Below are 20,193 nucleotides of genomic sequence, written 5' to 3' on the forward strand. Positions count from 1 at the left end.
CTCAGGGCGTAGGGACAAAATGCTTGATGTATCGACTGTGGCCGGGAGTCCTGCGACAGGGGAAAACCGGTGCGCCATGCCATGACTGCCCGGCCCGGCAGCGAACAGGTCTAGTGTATTTCGATACGGGGTAATGACAGGGTGAAGCGGCTGCCTTCGTTGACCACACTGTCCACCTGGATGTCGCCGCCATGGCGTTCGGTCACCACCTTGACGAAGCGCAACCCCATGCCCGCCCCGCGGGTACGCGCGCCGCCGCTGGTGCTGGCCCGGCTAAAGCGCTGGAACAGTCGCTCCTGGAATTCCGGCGGAATGCCCACGCCCCGGTCACGGACCTCACAGACCACGGCCTCCTCCCGGGCATACAGGCGCACGTCCACGGAACTCCCCGCATGGCTGTATTTGATGGCATTGGTGAGCAGGTTCACCATCAGACGCTCGAGCAATTCGTTATTGCCCAGCACCCAGACCTCCTGATGGGGGTCGTAATCAAAGCGCAGGGTGATCTCCGCCTGCTGGGCCTGGATCTGCACCATATCAATGGCACTCTCCACCACATCAAGCATGTCCTGCTCGTTCATTTCCACCGATTCCACCGCTTCCACCCGCGCCAGCTGGAGGAATTGCTCGGCGATGTTCAGGTTGCGCTGGGCATAATGTTGCACGTTGTCGAGGAACTCTCCGAGGGACTGACCCTCACCCTGCTGACGCATTTTCTCGGTAAGCGCCAACACCGATACCATGGGGGAACGCAGGTCGTGTGAGAGGAAATCCAGCATTTCAGAACGGGCCCGCATGGCCTGTTTCACATCGCTGATGTCCTTGAAGGAGATAATCATCATCCGCCCCGGATTGTCACCGGCATGCACCAGCAGCATATCCAGGTAGAGATCGGCTCCCTGACGATTGCGGCATTCCAGCTGGGTACGGCCTTCCGCCAACGCCTGGCATAACAGCTCATCCCAACTGTGTTCTCGCAGTTCCAGCTCTCTGCCCAGGTCTGTGACAGTGGGCTGCCCCGCATCCAAGGCCCCTATTTCCAGCCCCAGCAGAAAGGACGCCTGGGGATTGGCGTAGACGATCACCCCACAGGCATCCGCAATAACCACCCCTTCACGGATTTGCGCCAGGGTCACCTGGAAGAACCGCGTCAGGGCTTCCTGGCGATCCTCTTCCCGACGCAGACGGTCGATATGTTTTTCCAGCACTTCATAGCGGGGCCCGACGGTGGGCGCATGGGTACGCACTCGCACCAGCATGGCCCGCACCCAGTAATCATAGGTGTCCGCATGCAGGGCTTTATGCCAGACCAGGTCCAGTTCGTAGCGGCGACCGGCATGCTTGAACCGATACTGGCGCGCCAGAGCGCCTTTCCAGGTGGCCGCCGGCAGACTGTCACCACCCCGGCAGGGTTTCTCGCCGCCCAGCAGCCGCCAGGCACGTACCGGTAACACCTGGTCAAACATGCGCCCCATTTGCTCCAGGCTGGATGGCCGTGTCAGCCGCTGGTTCAGGTCACTGTATTCGGACAACCGCTCAAGGGCATGACGCATGTAGGACAGGGAATATTCCAGACGTCGCCAGGTCCACAACGGGTACGCCATCAACGCCGCCGCCATGGCCCCGGAGGGCGGGAACCACAGGCGCAGCACGATCAGCACCACCATGCTTGTCAGCAGGCAGAGCAAAATCACCCCGCCCACCAGGGGAATACTCCAGCGCGGCAGCACATAGGGCAGCAGCAGCGGCGCCAGCAGGGCCAGCATGGTGCCCAACACCAGCACACTGCTCATGGGCAGTTCCCGGATCAAGCGATCCGCGCGCAGGGCATCCAGCAAATTGGCATTGACCTCCACGCCGGCCATCAACTCCCCCTGACTGGCCATGGGGGTGGGCAGCATGTCGCCGAGACCGGCTGCGGTGGCACCAATCAACACGATCTTGTCACGGATCAGCTGTTCCGGGATCAGGTTATCCAGTAGCTCCACCGCCGATACCTGCGGATAGCTGTTGGGCCCGCTGACAAAGGGTAAATAGCGATGGTAACGGCGCACATTGGCCAGCCCGGAGAACTCTTCGCCCTTGTTGGCCGGGAAAGTGTTCTCCGGCAGCATCCCCTCCTGAATCAGCAGGGTCTGGGTGATATGGGGCCACCAGGCCTGGCCGATACCGGAGCGCATATACACGGAACGGGCCACTCCGTCGCTGTCCAGTTCCAGGTCCACATGGCCTAAACCTGCGGCAGCCCGGGCAAAAGGCGCATAGGGCAGGACTTCGATGAGCTGACCGCCAGCGCGCAGTTGCTCCACGTGCACCGGCAGGTAGACATGGCCATTGGCCGCCATGGCCTGCACCAGGGCGAGATCGGAATCCGGGTTGTTGCGGTCCGGCTCGGACAGGATCAGGTCCACCAGTATCGCCCGGGCGCCCATCTCGGTGAGGCGGTTGATCAGCCGGGCATGAACTTTACGATCCCAGGGCCAGCGGCCAATTTCCCGCAGGCTGTATTCGTCAATGCCGACGATAACCAGGTCCGGGGAGGGATCGTCAGGGAGGGTTTTGAGAAGGTTGTCGTAGATGTAGCGATCAATAAAAGACAAGGCCCCACTGATACTCAGCAGGGCACAGAGACCCACTACCAGAAACAGCACCGAAATGTGTTCCGCCAGATAGCGACGCTGATAGGCATTGAGGCGCGAGCGCATCTATTACAGCGCCAGCAACAATGCGGCCCCGCCGAGGAAGACCCAGAGGTCCCATTTGGAATCCTTTTCCGCCACAGGCTCCGGGGCGGCCTCAATGGAGAAATCGGTCCAGCTTTCGTGGCCACGCAGACCATTCTCATCCACCGCACGTACCAGCAGGCGATAATCGCCCTCCGGCAGCGCCTGCTGCCATTGGCCCGCCTGAAGGGACGCCTGCCCCAACAGTGCCTTGTCGTCCTGGCGATACCATTCCAGCCAGTAGCTTGCCGCATCCGATTGGGTGGGCCATACCGCTGTGACGCCCTGATGGGAAGCGGTCAGCTCCACCGACGGCGCAGGCAACAGGGGAACCGGCTCGATAGGCGGCTCATCCAGTCTTGCCAGGGTGGCGAAGCCGGCCTGCACATCACGACGGGTTCCACGAGCACTGACATCCACCCGGCCATCCACCACCTCGTTGCGGGTAGTTTCACCGGCATCCACACTCACGTAGTACTCGGTACCACGCACCGCCGCCACCGCACCGGGGGTGAAGACCTTGAAAGTGCGATCGTCGTTGCTTGCCGGGGTTACCCGGTTACGGATATTGCCTCGCTCAAGGCGTAGCTCGGTCTGCTCGCCCTGTTGATCCAGAAAACGGCGATAGCGATTCACCACCAGCAGGCTGGCCGGCTTGATCACCACTTCGGACTGGTCAGCGAACTCCAGGCGGGCACTGCCGCCGGCGGCGGTTTCCAGCGCATCACCGAAGGCCACCTGCTCCCCGCTCTGCACTTGTCGGGCCTCGCCGCCGGCGGCGGGATACAGCATCACCTCACCGGTCACCGCAACCACGCGGGCCGGGATCGGCTTTTCCTTGAGCCAGGCGATCGGCACGAGCAGATTCTGGCCCGGTTCCACGCTGTGAGGGTCTGCCAGGGAATTATGGCTGGCCAGATCTCGCCAACAGGACGCCGGTTGCTGGGCAAATTGCTGGCAGACCTTCCAGAGGGTATCCCCGGGGCGCAGCGTGTAATGCCAGTCGTCCGATGCTGCTGCGGCAGTCGTCAGTCCCAGCAGCAAGGCTGCACACAACCAGACCCTCATAGCGTTATTCCTCAATCGGCTCCAGACGGTAACCATGCTGGTAGACCGTCTTGATGCGGTAGCCCTGCTCCGGGCGAATCTGCAGGCTGCGTCTGATGCGGCTGATATGCACATCCACGGTTCGTGATTCGATCGGGGTCATGATGCCCCAGACCTTTTCCAGCAGATGGGCACGGCTCATCAGCTTGCCCACATTCTGGAACAGATAGCTGGCGAGCTCATAATCCTTGTCGGTGAGCTTCACCGGCTCGTCCGCCAGCAAAATCTGCCGTCGCGATCGGTCCACTGTCCAGGGCCCCACTGTCAGGGCCGTTTCATCATCCATATCCGATACCCCCGCCCGGCGCCCAAGGGCGGCTATCCGGGCCAGCAATTCCGCTTGCTTGGTAGGTTTGACCATATAGTCGTCCGCGCCCTGGGAGAGAGCCCCCACAATGGAAGACTCGTCGTCACGCTGGGTGGCAAACAGCACCGGCGTGCGGTTACCGCTGGCCCGGACTTCCTCCAGCACGGCATAGCCGTTCATATCCGGCACTTCCCAATCCAGCACCAGGATGTCGAAGGTGTCGCGCCGTAACAGGGACATGAACTCGCGCCCGCTGGCCAGGTGAATACAGTTATGGCCCGCTTCCTTAAGCCAGTGAGTGACAAGCTCAGCCTGAGCCATGTCATCTTCCAGATAAGCAATGCGCACAGTTTTCTCCATCAGTTGGCGGCCAACATCTGCCCGAAGAGGGTACCGATTTATCGGGGGTATCACGGGAAAAGATTGTAAAATGGACAGCACCGACGTGCGAGGCCGAAAGCACCATCAGGCTGGCGATGCGGTCAGTTTGAGGCCGACGATACCGATCACTACCAGCCCCATGAAGGCCAGACGGGACAGGGTAGCCGGATCCTTGAAGAACAGGATGCCCAGCAGGGTAATTCCCACCGCCCCGAGACCGGTCCAGACCGCGTAGGCAGTGCCTACCGGTATGCCCTTCATGGCATAGGAAAGCATCAGCATATTGAGCGCGGTGAGCACCAGCGACGTGCCGATGGACGCGACTCCGGGCTGCATCTGGATCCACTTGAGGCTCATGGCCCAGGCGATTTCCACAATCACTGCCAGTAATAACACAATCCAGTACAGGTTCATCCTGTTTCCTCCGATACGCTTGTCGTTTCACGGACACGGGCTCGTAAGGAAAGGCAGCGCTACCGGAAACCCGAAAGAGGCAGACTGCGGAGTGGTGACGGCCCAGATGGCACATCGCGCGCAGATTATAAGCATCTGCGCCCACATTGCATCCCATCCATGGACGCCAACGCCACAACCGGCTATCATTCGCGCCCGTTGAACCCCCAAGTTCTTCATCTGCAGACGGTCGGAACGGAGCAACCTCGTTCAACCCTCTGCAACCGGTTTTGCGCCCGTAGCTCAGCTGGATAGAGCGTTGCCCTCCGGAGGCAAAGGTCAGAGGTTCGAATCCTCTCGGGCGTGCCATATTAAAAAAGGGGCTTCCTGTTCAGGACGCCCCTTTTTTATTGTCCTGACCGGCTATTCCCCTGCCCCCTCCGACCGGTACTCGCTGGGTGAACAGCCCTGCCAGCGCCGAAAGGCGCGCACAAATCCCCCGGCGTCGGTGTAGCCCAGATGGGCAGCCACTTCCTCAATTTTCATGGCGGTGCTCCTGAGCAACTGCAGTGCCAGTTGGCGCCGCTCTTCTTCGACCAGGTCCCGGTAGCTGGTGCCCTCCTGTTCCAGTTTGCGGCGCAGGCTGCGCGCAGACAGTGCCAGCTCGCCGGCCATGTCATTGAGCGTCGCCCCCAGCCCCAGGTTGCCGAGCAGTTTCTGGCGCACCTTACCGGCAATGCCACTGCTTTCCACGGTCTCCATACGCTGTCGGCATTGCTGTTCAAGCATGCGGGTAAGCACCGGATCATAGCCGGGGAACGGCTGGCTGGCCCCGGCACGGTTGACCAGGAGCCGGTTGGCACGGGCATGAAAGGTGGGCGTCAGACCACATAGCGACGACACCACGGAGTCCGCCACATCCGGTTCGCCGGTGAACTCAATCCCCTGGAACGCCACCCCCTGAAGGGTGATTTCCCTGACCAGATTGATCGCCGTGGCCATGTCCCGCTCGAGCAGAAACTGGCGCAGGTGGGGCGGTATCGGGTCCGGGTCGAAGATCACGCCAAAGATATCGCCTTCCTCACAGACCGAAATCCGGCAGTAGGCGGTGCTCAGCGGCAGATAGCGTATGCCCAGGGTGACAGCATCGCGCAGGGTCTTGCAGGTGCGTAGGGCAAATCCCCACACCCCGAAGGTGGCCAGGTTGTATTGCAGGCCCAGCTCAAAACCCCCTACCCCTACAGATGGCAGGGCCAGCATGAGGTTTTCGATAAGACGCATTTCCTGGGTGCGGGTCACCAGCCCTTCGCCGCTGGACAATTCGGCCTCGGCAATGCCAGTGCCCAGCAAGCAGGTTTGCCGGTCAATGCCATGACGCTGGGCGAAGTTGAGCATGACCTGACTGATGGCCACGGGATGGAACTTGTCATCTGAATGCTGCATTAGCGATCCCGCAGATACCGCCCGGTCACACTCTGGCCACGAATGCAGGGCGATTGGCCACGGTGGCTATTCCGGCTGTTGTCGCGGCACCGTAGTGTTGAGGCTGATGATACCCACAAGAGGCAACACCATGGATTCAGCCGCATTGAACAAGCAGGCCATTGCCTGCGCCAAGCACTATATGGGGAAAACCGCCTGGCCGACAATGTTACTGACCGCCGCCGTGGTAGCCGCCTTCGTTGCCACGCTTGCCCTGTTCGCCAGTGGTTCCCTGCCCGCCTGGGGCGCCTGTCTGCTGGTCGCGGCACTGACGTATATGTCCTACACCCCATTGCATGAGGCGGCCCACGGCAACATCCATGGAAATAACGACAGACATAAATGGGTCAATGACCTGTGCGGGTATCTGGTGGCGCCGATCATCGCCATCCCCTATGCCTCACACCGCATCGAACATTTCACCCATCATCGCTTTACCAACCAGCCGGACAAGGACCCGGATTTCATTATCAGCGGAATGCAGAGCGGGCCCCTTAGCTTTCTGGCAGCCGGACTGCGATTTCAGTGGGTGCAGAATACCTTTTTTGTGCAGCACAGCTGGGGCAGTGCATCACTGAAAGAAAAGCTGATTTACAGCGCCGAGCTGGTGGTCTCGCTGGGCTGGCGCATTGCCTTTCTGGCCATGGTCGACCAGCCCGGCACCGTGGCGGTGATTCTGCTTGGCTACTATCTCGGCGGCCTTTTCACGGCCTACTGGTTTGCCTATCGCCCGCACCATCCTTACAAGGTCAGCGAGCGCTACCGCAATACCAACAGCCTGATCATGCCACGCTGGATGAAACCGCTGGAGTGGTTCTGGCTGGGACAAAACCTGCATTCCATCCATCACCTGTTCCCGCGAGTGCCCTTTTACCGTTATCACGCTCTGCATCGGGACATCGCGCCGATTCTTCAGGCCCAGGGCACGCCAATCATCGGCATATTTTCCCGCTTGCCGGTCGCGCCCTCAAACACCGCTGAGCAGATGCCTGCCGATTGAGCCTGCACAGTCCCGGCACGTCTCAAACAAACGGACTGCCAATAAAAAAGGGCCGGATTTTCCGGCCCTTTTTTTCTGCGGTCATCGACGTCAAGACGCTGAATCCGACGCCACCGTACCGGCTTCCCGCTCGGTTTCAGTGAGGTGCTTGGGGTTATCACCGGAAACCTTGCCCACCCACAGGGGGTGCGGCTCAGCCTGACGGATCCGCTTGCGGAACTGGCGCCGCACCACCCACAGGCAGGCTGCCACCGCCAGCAACAAGAGATTCACCAGACGGTTATCCGCTTCCAGCCAGGCATGGCTGCCTTCCAGCACAGTCTGCAACAGGGGAATGGCCAGGTAACAGAATGGTGCCATACGCAGCATCTGACTACTGAACCGCAACGGCGACGCGCGCAGACTCCAGGCCACCAGCAATACCAGGATAACGGCAAACACCCCCCGTTCCGCCACGGCCACCAGGCCCGCCAGCGGGGTATGGGGTAACAGCTTGCTGGCCAGGAAACTGAAGGCAATGCCGATCACCACGCCGGCACAAACGCCCAGGGTCAGACGTAACAGAAAGGCCGATGAGCGCCCGGGACCGGTGCGGTCCGAGCGACGCTCACACCAGAGAATGTTGCCGGAGACAAACAGCAAGGAGCCCAGCAACCCCAGGGCGAAGTACAACAGTTTCACCAGCAAGCCCCCGTAGTCACCGAAGTGCAGGGAGTAAACCGGGGACAAGCTGGCAAAGTTGAAACTGCGCTGCTCTGGCGCAATCACCCGTAACGGTCCCAGGGTCGGGTCCAGGACCACGTGGGCATGGTGCCCCAGATACCCGGGCACGGAGCCGGCCACATCGATCCAGCCAGCGGCATCGCCGTAGCCGCGGATTTCCAGCCAGTCCACGGTCAGATCCGGAAGTTCATTGCGGGCCGCGGACAACACGTCTTCCATCAACGGCATGGTCACGGTGTCGCCCTGGCTGTCCACCGCCGGCCATACTTCTGTCTCTTCCGTGATGACCCCGCGCAACTGGGGGCCGAACACCAGCGCCCCCAACAGCACCGCCACCACGGTGAACATGCCCATGGCGGCCCCGGTCACCGACATGATCAGGTGAAACGGAAAGCTGATGATGCCGATCACGTTATGCAGGTTTTTCCAGTAACGACGCATGTTGCCCTCGTGCTTGAGGGCAAAGAATTCCTTGCGGATTTTCGGCCAGTGGATCAGCAACCCGCTGAACAGGGCGACCCCGTACATCACCGAGATCAGGCCCATGAAGGTCATGCCGATATTGATCGGCCAGCCCGGATTGGGAATGCCAAGGGCAAAATGCAACTCGTTGATGAAATCCGCCAGGGCCGAGCGGGGCACGTCTTCGCGGACTCCCTCGGCATTGAAGTCCGTGGCATGGGCGGTGACCCAGTCGCCCTCCGAGGACTCGAACCACATGACCCCCGGATCTTCCGCATCCGGCAGCAGGTACAACCGCTTGCGGGCATCCGGATACTGACCGGTGACCTGTTCCAGCAACCCGTCCATGCCCATGGGCACAGAAGCCGGTTCCCCGTAGTGGGCCTCCTGCCAATGATGCAGTTCATGATGAAACACATTGATGGCACCGGCGAAAAACGCCACAAACAGTGCCAGACCACTGACCATGCCTACCCAGGCATGGAGATCGACCATCCGGCGCAAACGCTCACCCTTCATGCCCCGACTCCATATAGCGGGGTGGCCTGAAGGGCCAGCCAGGCGGCCAGATTCGCCACCCCCAGCGCCACAAGAATCGGTTTGGCCTTCGCCGGCAGCGCCACCAGCAGCACCAGCAACATCCACAGCAGCACGGCGGCAACCAACTGCAGCACCAGCCACTCCTGCCACGGCATCGGCAGAGCCGCCGCCAGCAGGCCGATCAGCATCAGGGACAGGGGGAGACTGAGCACGGTGCCCAGGGCATATCTCATCCGCGCACCCTCCGCTGGAAGCTGTCGCGGTAATGACCGGCCATCAACGGCAACAGCATCGCCGGCAGGACAAACACCCAGAGCGCCACAAAGAGCCCTACGCCTACCCCCAGACTGAGTATCCACAGCGCCGTGGCAGCAGCCAGCAGCAATACAGCCAGCAGGCGCACCATGGCTGGTAGCGGTTGCTTCAGCCAGCGCTGCTGGCGATCACTGAGATAAAAAAGGACAACGCTGGCCAGGGTGGCCAGAACGGCAAACCACATGGGAGAAGAACCCTGAAATACTGATAATGGTTCTCATTTAATACCAGTCTGCCGGGGCGCGTCAAACGGTACGGCTCGCGCCCTCGTCGCGCAGCGGCAACAGCTGCTGGGTGGCTTCGCTGAGTCTGGCCGTGGACAACTGATTCCAGTCCACCGCATCCCGGTCGGGCATCCACACATCCCGGAACGCCGCGGCATCCGCCAGGGCCATTTCCGGGGTCAGCATGGCCACGCCGTGATGATCACCGGCAATACCGCCAGCCTGTCTCACCGCCACCCACCAGGCCGGCGGCCGCCAGCGCAGGGCAACACCCGGCAAGTTGCAGCTCAGCTCTTTTTCCGACACACAACACTCCAGCAAGGTATCACGCTGGGCACTGAGCCCCTGGCGCCAGAGGACCGAGCCGGCCACCATCACCAGGGAGGGAAAGGCCCGCAGCAAGGCTCGACAACGATCCACCTCGTCCAGTTCTTCACCCAGGATGACCTTGAAGAAAACCGGGCGGGGCGGTGCCACCTGCTTGATGACCCCCGCTTCCAGCCAGCGCAGCGCCACATCCAGAGCCTGATCTTCTTCCCCGGGCAATAATTGCTTCAGGTCTGACAGGGCAAATACCCGAGGCAAGCTTTCCAGTGCCGGAGCCAGTCGATTCGCAGCCAACATCAACGATCCACCTGGTTGGCCAGTGGCAACTGCAGGCCCAGCCATTGGCGCACCGTCATTACCCGATAGAGGATATGGCAGATGGCCGTGAGCCGGCGCGGCTCAGGCAGCCCGCATCGCCGCAGGGCCGCCACTTCCTCCAGCTGATGCTGCAGCAGGCTGATTTCCCGGCTACGACTATCGGTGGGGCGTTGGTACTGGGCCAGTCGCACGGTGAGCAACTGCCCTTGCATATCCTCCTCCAATGCCGCGTAGGCTCGCTCAATCAGGCTGTGACTGGTGAGATGACGCAACATCCCGGAAGAATGGCGCCGCCGTCCACCCCGCCGAACCGGACTGACAAACATCGCCAGCAAGTCCACCAGGCGGTGCAACAGAGGCAACCAGGACGCCCCCCTGCGGGTGGCATGCAGGTACCACCACCAGGCACGCAAGCGGCCGATGTCCTGACGCAGCATCCGCACCCTGGCGTAATGTCGCCCCTCACCACTGGAGGCATAGCTGGCGCGATACACCGCCAGATACTCACCCAGCGCCTGAAGGCGATGCTCCACGGCGGTAAGTGCCAACTCCTGCTGACGCCAACGATCCGTTTCCGACTGGCTTGCCATACCCGAAACTCCTGCAACTGCTACTGCTTAATATGCACTGCAACTCATAAACCCGGTTCCGGCACGCGCATTCGACGGCCAAAACCCGGCAGGATCACTCTAGCGGCGGGCCGGTGCTATCCACAGTGGAATTTCGTTTTGCCTCGTTGCCGTTTGTATCTTGCTGCTACCGGATGGTTGCCTGAATTTGCACTGTAAGATATCGCCTACCGGTATGTACGCTGATATCCTAGTCAGATCATCGCTTTTCTTGCAGGACCTCCATTGCCCACCCGCCCTTTCGCTGCCCTGCTTTTCGTGATCGCCAGTCTTGCCCACAGCCATCCCGGCGGCCTGGACAGCCAGGGCGGACACATCGACCGGGCCACCGGCAGCTATCATTGCCACCGTGAACCCTGCCTGACCCTGCATCGTCAGCAACAGCAAGCGGAACAGGAAGCCCGCGAGCAGAACCGGGCCTTTTCCGGTCTCTACGAACGCAAGGACTGGCCCCACTGGCTGGACCAGGATGGGGACTGCCAGGACACCCGCGCAGAGATACTGATTGCCACCAGCCAGGTGCCGGTTACCTTTACCCGGGATGACCGTTGCACCGTGGCCACCGGTCGCTGGCATGACCCTTACAGCGACACCGTTTTTACTTCCGCCAGCGAGCTGGATATCGATCATCGGGTCCCCCTGCGCCATGCACACGGCCATGGGGGTGATCGCTGGGATGAGAGCTTGCGACGCCAGTTTGCCAATGACCCCGCCAACCTGTTGCCGGTGTCAGCCAGCGCCAACCGCAGTAAAGGGGCCAGCAGCCCGGACCAGTGGCTACCGGAAAACCGCAGCTACTGGTGCCAGTACGGGCAACACTGGCAAGGCATCAAACAGCGCTATCAGTTGCTGATAACGCCACCGGAACAACAGGCCATTGAGTCATTGCTGGCGACCTGCCAGGTGGCCCAAAAGCGCCCATAAAAAAAGCCGCCCGAAGGCGGCTTTTTCAACATGAAAACGCGGCTTTTATTGCTCGGCAGCGTCCTTCATGCTCTCTGCGGATTCTTCCGCACTTTCATAGGCGTTATCGAGATCTTCGCCCATTTCTTCCATGGGACCTTGCGGGTTCATGGAGTCTACTGCTTCATCCACTTTTTCACCGGCTTTCTCCACCGGCCCATCGTTACTGTCGCACCCGACAAGCAGGGCGGAAAAGGCAAACAGGGCAGCCAGAATTACTTTACCGAAAGTACGCATAGACTCACTCCTTGAAGTATCAGTGATTCGAACATCCCTGACTGTAAAGCCATCCCACGTCAAAACCCAAGAATTAACGCGCAAAGCAGGGCCATTTTACGAATCATTACGTTGCCTGTCTTGTGCGGATGCAGCCATTTACGCACGCCCACTCCAGGGGTTCCGACAGGCCGGCCACTCCCTGCTATGATGCGGTCAGGACAAGGAGAACCCATGAAACAATTAGGCCGTAATGTGGGCGGACTGGCGCAACTGGTCACCCGTGTAGGCAATGAAATCACCCAGGTGGTACAGGATATTCATGGTGCTGTGGCCAACCCGTTTGGCTTGCGCGGCAACGATTACACCCCCGCACCGATGGTCTACAACCTGATTCGCTACGGTTTCCGCCAGGCGGGCAACGTGGCAGGCATGGCCGACCTGCTGGCGGACCCGAACCGGGAACTGCGCGACAGCCTGGATCTGCAAAGCATCGTCAACGGGGTTTTCGGGCAACTGCTGGCGGAACAGAACAGTCCCTATGCCCTGCGGATGACATTACTGCCCACCGGCCCGGTTCAGGGCGACACACTTGTGGTCTTTTTACATGGCCTGTGCATGAACGATGCCTGCTGGAGCAACCCGGCGGCAGATGCCTTCAACCACTGGGCCCGCACCGAACTGAAAGCCGATGTCCGCTACCTGCGCTATAACACCGGCCTGCATATTTCCGATAATGGCCGCAAGCTGGCAGGGCTGCTGGCGCATACCGTCCTGCCGCAGCGGGTGATTCTGATCGGCCACTCCATGGGCGGACTGGTGGCCCGCAGCGCCCTGCATCAGGGCCGCCAGCGCGGCGACGCCTGGACCGACAAGGTCACCCATCTGGCCTGCCTGGGGTCGCCGCACCAGGGCGCTCTGCTGGAGCGTGCCGGCAACCAGGCCAACCGTCTGCTCGGCGCCACACCGTATTCACGCCCCCTGATGCGGCTCGCCAACCTGCGCTCCGATGGCATCCGCGACCTGCGCTTCGGTTATGTCCTGGAAGACCAGTGGCGTGACCGGCCTCTGGACGAGTCCCGTCCCAGCAGCAAGGTGCCGCTGGATACCCAGGTGGAGCAGTTATTCATCGCCGGCAGTGTCAGCGAGCCGGGCCACCCCCAACCCCGCGGGGACTGGCTGGTGACCGTGGACAGCGGCCTGGCCACGCGCCTCTACCCTGAAGCGGAACGGCTGACCCGGGAGCTGTTCTACCAGATGGGGCACATGACCATGATTGAGGAAAGCCGTACCTATGCGCGCATCCAGCGGTGGCTGGAGGCGTAAATGCGATGCACGCTCTGTGAGAGCCCGGCACGGCCGTTTGCCCGGGTAGAAAGCCGCGACTATTTCCGCTGCGAGACTTGTCGGCTGACCTTTGAAGACCCGGCCAGACTGCCCGATGCGGACACGGAAAAGGCCCAGTACGACTTGCATGACAATAACCCGGCGGACCCCGGATACCGGGGCTTTCTGGCCCAGCTGGCCGACCCGCTTTGCGAGCGGCTGAAGCCCGGCGATGGCGGCCTGGACTTTGGCTGCGGGCCGGGCCCGGCACTGGCACAGATGCTGGAAGAACGGGGTTTTTCCTGCCAGACCTATGATCCGATCTATGCCCCGAACCGGGGACAACTGGACTCGCAATACGATTTTGTGACTTGCACGGAGGTGGTGGAGCACCTGCATCACCCTGCCCGAGAGTGGCAGCAATTTGCCCGCCTGGTGAAACCGGGCGGCTGGCTGGGCATCATGACCCGCTGGCTGATCGACGATGATGCCTTCCCCAACTGGCATTATCGCCGCGACCCCACCCACGTGTGCTTCTGGCAGCCGGAGACCTTCGCCTGGCTGGCCCGGCAGCAGGGCTGGGAAGTGACGCTGACAGGGAATCCTGTGGTGTTGATGCAGAAGATCTAGGGAACCTCTGAATAACTCCTTGCACGCTTCAGGCCACGCTGAGCATGCAAGGAGTTATTCAGAGGTTCCCTAGACTACCCCGCTACGATCACTGCCACGCCCACCGCCAGCAGCGCCAACGGTACGATGATGATCGCCTGCCGCGCGAGACGCGCTCCCCAGTGGCGATGAGTGCTTGAATACCGCTCCATGAAGCCCCCTTCACAAGAAATTCACGCCCGAAGTCTCGAGTATAGGAGGCATTCAATGACGGTTAATCGCCCAAATGGGTGAAAGATTGATGGCAATGCCAGACAAACGAACCAGCGCAACCCGGAAATATACGTTCGGGCACACCATTGCCTGAGCAGCGGCAGGAGAAAAAGCCGCCCGAAAAGAGATCACGTTCCACGGATTCACCGCCATATCCCTTGCGCGCATGCCCGGCCCCGCTTGCCGGTTGTCATTGAACGTCACGAAAGGTCGCTAAAGACTGTGCAACCAGAATTGCAGGGATTTGCGACTTGGCGCCGCCTCCCCCACATCGGTCCAGTCGAAATGGGCTACCAGCTGGTTCTGGGGGAAATAGCCCCGGCCCCGCCAGAAATCATCCAGCGACCGGTAATCGTCCGGGCGAAGGGGGTGATCCTCCGGCCGTTGTACCGCGCAGAACGCGGTATGCAGGAATCCGAAATCCGCCGCATATTGTTCTCGCAGATCAAAGAACCGGTGACCGATTCCTTCACCCCGGTAGGGCTTTAAGAGCACCGACTCGCCGAAATAAAACACCGAGCCCAGCTCCGCGCCCAGTTGCCGAAACGGGGCCTGGAACTCCTCATCCGCTTCCAGCAATGGCAACGCCGTGGCCGCGCCTACCAGCCGGTTGAATTCCAGCGCCAGCACAAAAACACTGCGATCAGACTGGGCGTAGCGATCCAGATAGCGACGCTCATACTCCCGATTCCCCTCATACAGGTAAGGAAAATCCCGGAAGACCTCAATGCGCAACTCGGCCAGTTCATCCAGCCAGGGTTCCACCGCAAAACCGGTGACAGGGCGAATTTCCACATGGGACATGGCAGCTCCTGAATGCCTGCAAACAAGACATGTCATGAATACCACGTCAGGGAGACGGTGGCGATGCGCGGACGAGTTGAAAGTTTAAAGTTCAAAGTTGAAAAGCGCGGGGGAGGTGTGTCGTATCCGAACAGGCCGTGGCCGCGTTCCCGCTACGGGTGCCGCGCGTAGCAAAAAACTATCCGGCAAGCACTTTGCTTTCTTCGCGTTTCAACTTTGAACTTTAAACTTTTAACTCACCCCGGCCAGGCCAGGATCGCCCCGGTCACCGCCAGCACCACAAACACGGCCTGGCGAAACCGCTGCTCGTTGACCCGGTGGTGCAGCACTTCCCCCAGCACCATGGCCACCACCACCACCGGTACCAGCATGGCAATGCGCGGCGCCGCCGGCAGCAGGCTGCCATCCAGCAGGAACACCAGGGTCAGCAGGCTGTTCAGGACCAGCCATACCAGAATCAGGGTGGCGCGGAAGCGTTGTTTGTCCAGGGACAGACCGCTGAGGGCATAGACCAGCAAAGGGCCGCCTGACGCGAACAGGCCATGGGTGATGCCCGCCATGAACATCCACCCTCGGGCCCACAGGCCTCCATGGACCGTCGCCATCGCACCGCGCCACATACGCCACAGTTCCCGACCGCTGAACCACAGCACCAGCACACCGAAGGCATGCTTGAGCACCTGGTCGCCCAGCCAGGGACGCAGCCCATAACCGGCCAGGGTCCCGATCACCATCAACGGCAGAATCAGTTGCCACAGGGTGGGCCAGTGAATGGCATGGCGATGCCGCCAGCTGAGGGTGCTGCTCATGACGATATTGAGCGGCACCAGCACCGGCAGGATCTCCGTGATCGGCAGCACCAGGGCGCCAAGGGACAGGGCGATGACGATACTGCCGAAGCCGGTGGCCGCTTCGGTGGTGAAGGCCAGGAAGATGAACAGCCCCAGCAACAGCCAGGGCAGGGTGATCATGTCGACCATTAATGGGGTTCCAGTTCGGAGGCGAACTTGCGCACCATCATGCGCTGATAGACATCCGGGGCCAGCCGCCACAGCAGGCTGGCAAACCAGGTGAAGCGGTCCGGGAAGAGACGTTTTTTCTTGCGGTAGTACGCCTCGAACACTCGCTCGGCCATCCACTCCGGGGTCTGCATGGCACCGACCATGGAGCGGGGGTGCGCAGCGGGCTGGCCATCATGGCCCAGGGCATTGGCCTCAATGGGCGTATCCAGGAAGCTGGGATAGACCATCAGGATATGCACCCCGTACTGGGCCACTTCCCCTCGCAATACTTCGAAAAACTGGCTCAGGGCACTTTTTGCGCTGCAATACCCGGCCCGACCCAGCACCGGCATCCAGCCGGCCATGGAACCGATATTGATGATACCGCCACCACTGCGTTTGAGCAGCGGCAAGCAGGCCACGGCCATTTCCACCGGCGCCTGCCAGTCCACCGCCATGACCTTGCGGAACACGGCCAGGTCGGTCTTGTCCGCCAGAGAGCGGTGGGTGATACCCGCGTTGTTGATCAGCACATCCAGGCCACCTTCCTTTTCCTTGAGCAAGGCCACCAGTCGAGTGATTGCCTCACTGTCGGTCACGTCCAGCCGGTGAAAACTCACCCGGGACGGATCCTCCTTGGCCAGGGCATCAGCCCGCGCCCCCAGTTGCAGGGCATTCATATCCGTCATGATGACGCGATGGCCCAGCGCAAAGGCCTGCTGGGAGAGTGCCCAGCCAAGACCGGAGGCGGCGCCGGTAATCAGTATGGTTTTCATGGCTGCTTCCTCGGTTGTTGGCCGGCCATATAGAAGCGAAACACCTGCTCCGAGGTCTTGCGCGGGACATAACCGAATTCTTCCTTGAGACGTCGGTTGGCCAGTACCGGTCGGTAGCGCAGGAAATTCACCTGCGCCGGGGTGTATTGGGTCAATCCAAGCCGATTGCCGAGCCACAGGGCGGCACGAATCAGCCCGGCGGGCACGGAAATCACCGGCTTGCCGAGCAGCCGGCCCAGCTCGTGAAGACTCAGGGCCCCATCTCCGGCCAGGTTATAACAGCCAGCTTTGCTCTCCAGGACTCCCTTCTGAATGATCTCCACCACATCCTGGTCCCAGATGAACACGAACGGCGACGCAGAACCGGCCACCGCCACCAGGCGCGGCTTTTCAAACAACCGGGTAATCAGATTGCGGGTGTGGGCGCCCAGCACGGTACCCGGACGCAGTACCAGCTGCTTCAGTGCCGGATGGCTCTGACGATACTCCGCCAGCAGGGCTTCCACCTGGCGCTTGTGATCCGAGTAGGCAAACTCCGGATTGCCGCGCAGGGCGTCTTCCTCATCCAGCCAGGCGGGGTTGTCTGGGTGGTAGCCATAGGCGGCGCCGGAGCTGGTCACCACCAGCTGTTCCACGCCCGCCGCCACACAGGCGTCCAGCACGTTGCGGGTGCCATTCACATCGATATCAAAATCCCGGGCCCGGTCACCGGAATCCTCCAGCACCGCGGCCAGATGCACCACTTGGTGTATCCCATGCTCACGGATCAGGTGCTTCAGGTCCGGGTCACGGATATCCATGACAAAAAACGGGAAATCGGCACTGTCATCCGCCCGGATATCCACCCCGACCACATGGTGGTCCTGGCTCAGCCGACGGGCGACCTGGCTACCAATGTAGCCGGCGGCACCGGTGATCAGGATGCGTCGTTGCATGATGCCTCCTCGCGGTTTTGGCGATCGTCATGGCCCCGCGACCACCACCAGGCCAGCAGCAGACCGGAAATCAGGTGCCAGACCCCCCAGAAGGCGGCAATCAGGATCATGCCGCTGGCCTGGGGGAAAAAGGTAAACAGGATGGCCAGCCCCAGACCGGAGTTCTGGATGCCCACTTCCATGGTGATGGCTCGGCGGTCCTGCCGGGGCAGGCCGGTGAGTCCCCCGGCGAAGGCGCCCATGCCCAGGGCCAGCAGGTTCTGCAACACCACCAGGATGACAATGCGATCCGCCGTGGCCAGAAACACCTCCATGTTGTTGCCGAAGGCCACACCGACAAACAACAAGAGCACCAGCAAGGTGATGACCCGCATGGGCTTTTCCGCCCTGGCAGCAAAACGGGGAAACAGTTTGCCGGTCATCATTCCCACAAGCAGCGGCAGGCCCAGCACCAGCGCCACCAGGATCAGGATGTTCATGCTGTCCAGCTGGATGTCTGTCAGCATCGACCGGGTATGCGGGTTGAGCCAGCCGTAGAGCGCAAAGTTGAACGGCGTCATCACCATGGCCGCCAGGCTGGAGACTGCCGTCATGCTCACCGACACGGCCACGTTGGCCCGGGCCAGCCAGGTCATGATGTTGGAGAACGAGCCTCCGGGGCAGGACGCCACCAGAATCATCCCCAGGGCCATTTCCGGATCCACTTCGAAGAACCAGGTGGTCAGGCAGGTGGCCGCGGGCAGCAGTACGAACTGGGCAAGCAGACCGACAATGGGCGCATCCGGGCGCTTGAGCACCCGGCGAAAATCCTCACCGGTGAGTGACAGCGACACCCCGAACATCATAAATGCCAGGATCACATTGAGAATCAGCAGATTCTCGCTACTGAACTGCACCTCCACCTCACACCCCCTGTTTCAGGTCGGCGATGTGGGCGTTAACCGCCTTGCGATAGCTGTCCTTGTGCACGTAGTAGGCCATACGCTCAAGCTTGAGATAGTCGAAGCCCCCATCCAGCGTCTGGCCGGCTTCAGCGGTGGCTTTCTGTTCCAGCGCCTCTGCCACCGGATGGTTGTTCTCTCTGGCCTTGATATAGAGCGCCACCATTTCCGCCTGCTCATTACGCCCTTCCCAACCCAGACCAGCCGCTTCCACCATGCCCATCATGAACAGGTTACGGTGCTGGGGATGGAACACGTTCAGATACAGCTGCGGCGCATCCGCGTTATGCCAATTCAGTTCCCCGGCATCGATAAAGGGGTAATCCAGCTTGTAACCGGTGGCCATCAACACCAGGTCATAAACCCGGGACTGGCCATCCGCAAAGGTTACCGTGTCGCCCACCACCCCGACGATGTCGCCGTGGGGGGTAATGTCACCATGACCCAGGTGGTGCAGCACCAGGGAATTGATCACCGGGTGGGATTCATACATCCGGTAGGAAGGCTCCGGCAGTCCGTAATCACTGGGCTTGCCGACGATGAGACGGATTAGCCTGGCATCCAGGCGTTGTTTGAGACTCCGGGGCAACTTGATCTTGCCCCCGATGCTGTCGGTGGGTTTCCCGCCGATAAACTTGGGCAGGAAGTAATACCCCCGGCGCACGGACAGGTCCACACTGGCCGCCCGGTGCACCGCATCCACGGCAATATCGCAGGCAGAGTTACCGCACCCCACAATCAGCACCCGTTTGCCGTCAAACACCGAGGCATCACGATACTCGCAGGAGTGCATCAACTGCCCCTCGAACTTGCCCGGCAAACTGGCCTGATTGGGCTTGTGCAAGGTGCCATTGGCAATCAACACGCCCTGGAAGTGACGGCTTTGCGTTTCTCCGTCGCGCTCGGTGGTTACCTGCCAGCCATCGCCCTCTCGTTCCACCCGCACCACCCGCGTGGAAAATTCGTAGTGCCGATAAAGATCGAAATGACGGGCATAGGCCTGAAAATAACGCTTCATCTCACTGTGATGCGGGTAGGTGGCCACCTCATCCGGCATGGGGAATTCGCTGAACTCGGTCATGCCCTTGGAGGAGATCAGATGGGCAGACTGATACATGGTGCTGTGGGGATTATCGATATCCCACAGGCCGCCCACATCGCTGTTCAGGTCGAACCCGATGAAAGGAATATCGTATTTGCTCAGGTTTCTGGCGGTGGCAAGGCCCATGGGGCCGGCGCCGATCACTGCGTACATAGCTGTCCCGATAACTATTATTATTTCCCGGATCCGGGGTTTGCCGAGTTGGACTCAGCATTTGGTATGATGTCTACTTTACGGTCGACCGGCTGCAGGCTCACGGCCAATTCGGGACCTTGCCACGGTTAATTCGGGACCGGATATCACTCCTTACCACTAT

At 60.8% G+C, this 20,193-nt stretch carries 22 protein-coding genes and 1 tRNA gene; 5 read left to right on the top strand and 18 right to left on the bottom strand.

Going from position 1 to position 20,193, the window contains the following annotated elements; translation table 11 throughout:
• Positions 1–110: 110 nt before the first annotated feature.
• The 4 genes from A0251_RS00180 to A0251_RS00195 all read right to left on the bottom strand — a co-directional run bounded on the left by A0251_RS00180 (position 111) and on the right by A0251_RS00195 (position 4,932).
• Entirely contained in the window at positions 111–2,705 is a 2,595-nt protein-coding gene (locus A0251_RS00180; RefSeq protein ID WP_062814839.1) for a CHASE2 domain-containing protein, read from the bottom strand.
• A gap of 3 nt (positions 2,706–2,708) precedes the next feature.
• A complete protein-coding gene (locus A0251_RS00185) occupies positions 2,709–3,791 on the bottom strand; it encodes a FecR domain-containing protein (RefSeq protein WP_062814840.1) in 1,083 nt (360 codons plus the stop codon).
• 4 nt (positions 3,792–3,795) lie between these two features.
• Complete coding sequence (locus A0251_RS00190; protein WP_062814841.1) at positions 3,796–4,485, bottom strand: response regulator transcription factor; 690 nt, start codon at positions 4,483–4,485, stop codon at positions 3,796–3,798.
• Between the two features lie 117 nt (positions 4,486–4,602).
• Positions 4,603–4,932, bottom strand: a complete 330-nt coding sequence (locus tag A0251_RS00195) for a multidrug efflux SMR transporter (protein WP_062814842.1) — start codon at positions 4,930–4,932, stop codon at positions 4,603–4,605.
• Positions 4,933–5,203: 271 nt separating this feature from the next.
• On the opposite strand from A0251_RS00195, the gene A0251_RS00200 reads away from it, so the two are divergent.
• A tRNA-Arg gene (locus A0251_RS00200) sits at positions 5,204–5,280 on the top strand.
• Between the two features lie 54 nt (positions 5,281–5,334).
• Here A0251_RS00200 and A0251_RS00205 read toward each other — a convergent pair.
• Positions 5,335–6,354 (bottom strand): AraC family transcriptional regulator, encoded by a 1,020-nt coding sequence (locus A0251_RS00205; RefSeq protein WP_062814843.1) that lies wholly within the window; start codon positions 6,352–6,354, stop codon positions 5,335–5,337.
• A gap of 130 nt (positions 6,355–6,484) precedes the next feature.
• Here A0251_RS00205 and A0251_RS00210 point away from each other — a divergent pair, with 130 nt between their 5' ends.
• Positions 6,485–7,393 (top strand): fatty acid desaturase, encoded by a 909-nt coding sequence (locus tag A0251_RS00210; RefSeq protein WP_062814844.1) that lies wholly within the window; start codon positions 6,485–6,487, stop codon positions 7,391–7,393.
• A gap of 90 nt (positions 7,394–7,483) precedes the next feature.
• Here the strand turns inward: A0251_RS00210 and A0251_RS00215 are convergent, their stop codons facing one another.
• The 5 genes from A0251_RS00215 to A0251_RS00235 all read right to left on the bottom strand — a co-directional run bounded on the left by A0251_RS00215 (position 7,484) and on the right by A0251_RS00235 (position 10,892).
• Positions 7,484–9,097, bottom strand: coding sequence for a PepSY domain-containing protein (locus A0251_RS00215; RefSeq protein WP_062814845.1), 1,614 nt, complete (start codon positions 9,095–9,097; stop codon positions 7,484–7,486).
• The gene (locus A0251_RS00220; RefSeq protein ID WP_062814846.1) at positions 9,094–9,351 is read right to left on the bottom strand and encodes a hypothetical protein; all 258 of its coding nucleotides are present in this window, start codon (positions 9,349–9,351) and stop codon (positions 9,094–9,096) included. The genes A0251_RS00215 and A0251_RS00220 overlap by 4 nt, the downstream gene beginning before the upstream one ends.
• Entirely contained in the window at positions 9,348–9,617 is a 270-nt protein-coding gene (locus A0251_RS00225; RefSeq protein WP_062814847.1) for a hypothetical protein, read from the bottom strand. The genes A0251_RS00220 and A0251_RS00225 overlap by 4 nt, the downstream gene beginning before the upstream one ends.
• Before the next feature lie 61 nt (positions 9,618–9,678).
• Positions 9,679–10,281 (bottom strand): hypothetical protein, encoded by a 603-nt coding sequence (locus A0251_RS00230; RefSeq protein WP_062814848.1) that lies wholly within the window; start codon positions 10,279–10,281, stop codon positions 9,679–9,681.
• The gene (locus tag A0251_RS00235; protein WP_062814849.1) at positions 10,281–10,892 is read right to left on the bottom strand and encodes a hypothetical protein; all 612 of its coding nucleotides are present in this window, start codon (positions 10,890–10,892) and stop codon (positions 10,281–10,283) included. The genes A0251_RS00230 and A0251_RS00235 overlap by 1 nt, the downstream gene beginning before the upstream one ends.
• Positions 10,893–11,156: 264 nt before the next feature.
• Between A0251_RS00235 and A0251_RS00240 the strand changes: the two genes are divergently transcribed.
• The gene (locus A0251_RS00240; RefSeq protein WP_062814850.1) at positions 11,157–11,855 is read left to right on the top strand and encodes an HNH endonuclease; all 699 of its coding nucleotides are present in this window, start codon (positions 11,157–11,159) and stop codon (positions 11,853–11,855) included.
• A gap of 45 nt (positions 11,856–11,900) precedes the next feature.
• Here the strand turns inward: A0251_RS00240 and A0251_RS00245 are convergent, their stop codons facing one another.
• Positions 11,901–12,131, bottom strand: coding sequence for a hypothetical protein (locus A0251_RS00245; protein WP_062814851.1), 231 nt, complete (start codon positions 12,129–12,131; stop codon positions 11,901–11,903).
• Between the two features lie 213 nt (positions 12,132–12,344).
• Between A0251_RS00245 and A0251_RS00250 the strand changes: the two genes are divergently transcribed.
• Positions 12,345–13,436: an alpha/beta fold hydrolase gene (locus A0251_RS00250; protein ID WP_062814852.1), complete on the top strand. Its 1,092-nt coding sequence runs from the start codon at positions 12,345–12,347 to the stop codon at positions 13,434–13,436.
• Entirely contained in the window at positions 13,437–14,066 is a 630-nt protein-coding gene (locus tag A0251_RS00255) for a class I SAM-dependent methyltransferase (RefSeq protein ID WP_062814853.1), read from the top strand.
• 243 nt (positions 14,067–14,309) lie between these two features.
• Here the strand turns inward: A0251_RS00255 and A0251_RS17300 are convergent, their stop codons facing one another.
• From A0251_RS17300 to A0251_RS00285, 7 genes are all read right to left on the bottom strand, one after another.
• A complete protein-coding gene (locus tag A0251_RS17300) occupies positions 14,310–14,522 on the bottom strand; it encodes a hypothetical protein (RefSeq protein WP_146063372.1) in 213 nt (70 codons plus the stop codon).
• A 9-nt stretch (positions 14,523–14,531) separates the two neighbouring features.
• Positions 14,532–15,122 carry a GNAT family N-acetyltransferase gene (locus tag A0251_RS00260; RefSeq protein ID WP_082810711.1) on the bottom strand — a complete coding sequence of 197 codons (591 nt, stop codon included), beginning with the start codon at positions 15,120–15,122 and terminating at the stop codon, positions 14,532–14,534.
• A gap of 236 nt (positions 15,123–15,358) precedes the next feature.
• Positions 15,359–16,102 carry a sulfite exporter TauE/SafE family protein gene (locus tag A0251_RS00265; protein WP_062814854.1) on the bottom strand — a complete coding sequence of 248 codons (744 nt, stop codon included), beginning with the start codon at positions 16,100–16,102 and terminating at the stop codon, positions 15,359–15,361.
• Positions 16,102–16,899, bottom strand: coding sequence for an SDR family oxidoreductase (locus A0251_RS00270; RefSeq protein ID WP_062814855.1), 798 nt, complete (start codon positions 16,897–16,899; stop codon positions 16,102–16,104). Before A0251_RS00270 ends, A0251_RS00265 begins: the two co-directional genes overlap by 1 nt.
• Positions 16,896–17,834: an SDR family oxidoreductase gene (locus tag A0251_RS00275; RefSeq protein ID WP_062814856.1), complete on the bottom strand. Its 939-nt coding sequence runs from the start codon at positions 17,832–17,834 to the stop codon at positions 16,896–16,898. The genes A0251_RS00270 and A0251_RS00275 overlap by 4 nt, the downstream gene beginning before the upstream one ends.
• Positions 17,816–18,736, bottom strand: coding sequence for a bile acid:sodium symporter family protein (locus tag A0251_RS00280; protein ID WP_062814857.1), 921 nt, complete (start codon positions 18,734–18,736; stop codon positions 17,816–17,818). Before A0251_RS00280 ends, A0251_RS00275 begins: the two co-directional genes overlap by 19 nt.
• A 1-nt stretch (position 18,737) precedes the next feature.
• Entirely contained in the window at positions 18,738–20,030 is a 1,293-nt protein-coding gene (locus A0251_RS00285) for an NAD(P)/FAD-dependent oxidoreductase (protein WP_062814858.1), read from the bottom strand.
• Positions 20,031–20,193 lie beyond the last annotated feature (163 nt).

It is taken from the genome of Alcanivorax sp. NBRC 102024, from assembly GCF_001602235.1.
Classification (GTDB): domain Bacteria; phylum Pseudomonadota; class Gammaproteobacteria; order Pseudomonadales; family Alcanivoracaceae; genus Alcanivorax.

What these genes read in the sequence shown, in the direction of transcription:
- A0251_RS00180 (WP_062814839.1), bottom strand. Translation starts at nt 2,705, where the DNA reads ATGCGCTCGCGCCTCAATGCCTATCAGCGTCGCTATCTGGCGGAACAC.
- A0251_RS00185 (WP_062814840.1), bottom strand. Translation starts at nt 3,791, where the DNA reads ATGAGGGTCTGGTTGTGTGCAGCCTTGCTGCTGGGACTGACGACTGCC.
- A0251_RS00195 (WP_062814842.1), bottom strand. Translation starts at nt 4,932, where the DNA reads ATGAACCTGTACTGGATTGTGTTATTACTGGCAGTGATTGTGGAAATC.
- A0251_RS00205 (WP_062814843.1), bottom strand. Translation starts at nt 6,354, where the DNA reads ATGCAGCATTCAGATGACAAGTTCCATCCCGTGGCCATCAGTCAGGTC.
- A0251_RS00210 (WP_062814844.1), top strand. Translation starts at nt 6,485, where the DNA reads ATGGATTCAGCCGCATTGAACAAGCAGGCCATTGCCTGCGCCAAGCAC.
- A0251_RS00215 (WP_062814845.1), bottom strand. Translation starts at nt 9,097, where the DNA reads ATGAAGGGTGAGCGTTTGCGCCGGATGGTCGATCTCCATGCCTGGGTA.
- A0251_RS00220 (WP_062814846.1), bottom strand. Translation starts at nt 9,351, where the DNA reads ATGAGATATGCCCTGGGCACCGTGCTCAGTCTCCCCCTGTCCCTGATG.
- A0251_RS00225 (WP_062814847.1), bottom strand. Translation starts at nt 9,617, where the DNA reads ATGTGGTTTGCCGTTCTGGCCACCCTGGCCAGCGTTGTCCTTTTTTAT.
- A0251_RS00230 (WP_062814848.1), bottom strand. Translation starts at nt 10,281, where the DNA reads ATGTTGGCTGCGAATCGACTGGCTCCGGCACTGGAAAGCTTGCCTCGG.
- A0251_RS00235 (WP_062814849.1), bottom strand. Translation starts at nt 10,892, where the DNA reads ATGGCAAGCCAGTCGGAAACGGATCGTTGGCGTCAGCAGGAGTTGGCA.
- A0251_RS00245 (WP_062814851.1), bottom strand. Translation starts at nt 12,131, where the DNA reads ATGCGTACTTTCGGTAAAGTAATTCTGGCTGCCCTGTTTGCCTTTTCC.
- A0251_RS00250 (WP_062814852.1), top strand. Translation starts at nt 12,345, where the DNA reads ATGAAACAATTAGGCCGTAATGTGGGCGGACTGGCGCAACTGGTCACC.
- A0251_RS00255 (WP_062814853.1), top strand. Translation starts at nt 13,437, where the DNA reads ATGCGATGCACGCTCTGTGAGAGCCCGGCACGGCCGTTTGCCCGGGTA.
- A0251_RS00260 (WP_082810711.1), bottom strand. Translation starts at nt 15,122, where the DNA reads ATGTCCCATGTGGAAATTCGCCCTGTCACCGGTTTTGCGGTGGAACCC.
- A0251_RS00265 (WP_062814854.1), bottom strand. Translation starts at nt 16,102, where the DNA reads ATGGTCGACATGATCACCCTGCCCTGGCTGTTGCTGGGGCTGTTCATC.
- A0251_RS00270 (WP_062814855.1), bottom strand. Translation starts at nt 16,899, where the DNA reads ATGAAAACCATACTGATTACCGGCGCCGCCTCCGGTCTTGGCTGGGCA.
- A0251_RS00275 (WP_062814856.1), bottom strand. Translation starts at nt 17,834, where the DNA reads ATGCAACGACGCATCCTGATCACCGGTGCCGCCGGCTACATTGGTAGC.
- A0251_RS00285 (WP_062814858.1), bottom strand. Translation starts at nt 20,030, where the DNA reads ATGTACGCAGTGATCGGCGCCGGCCCCATGGGCCTTGCCACCGCCAGA.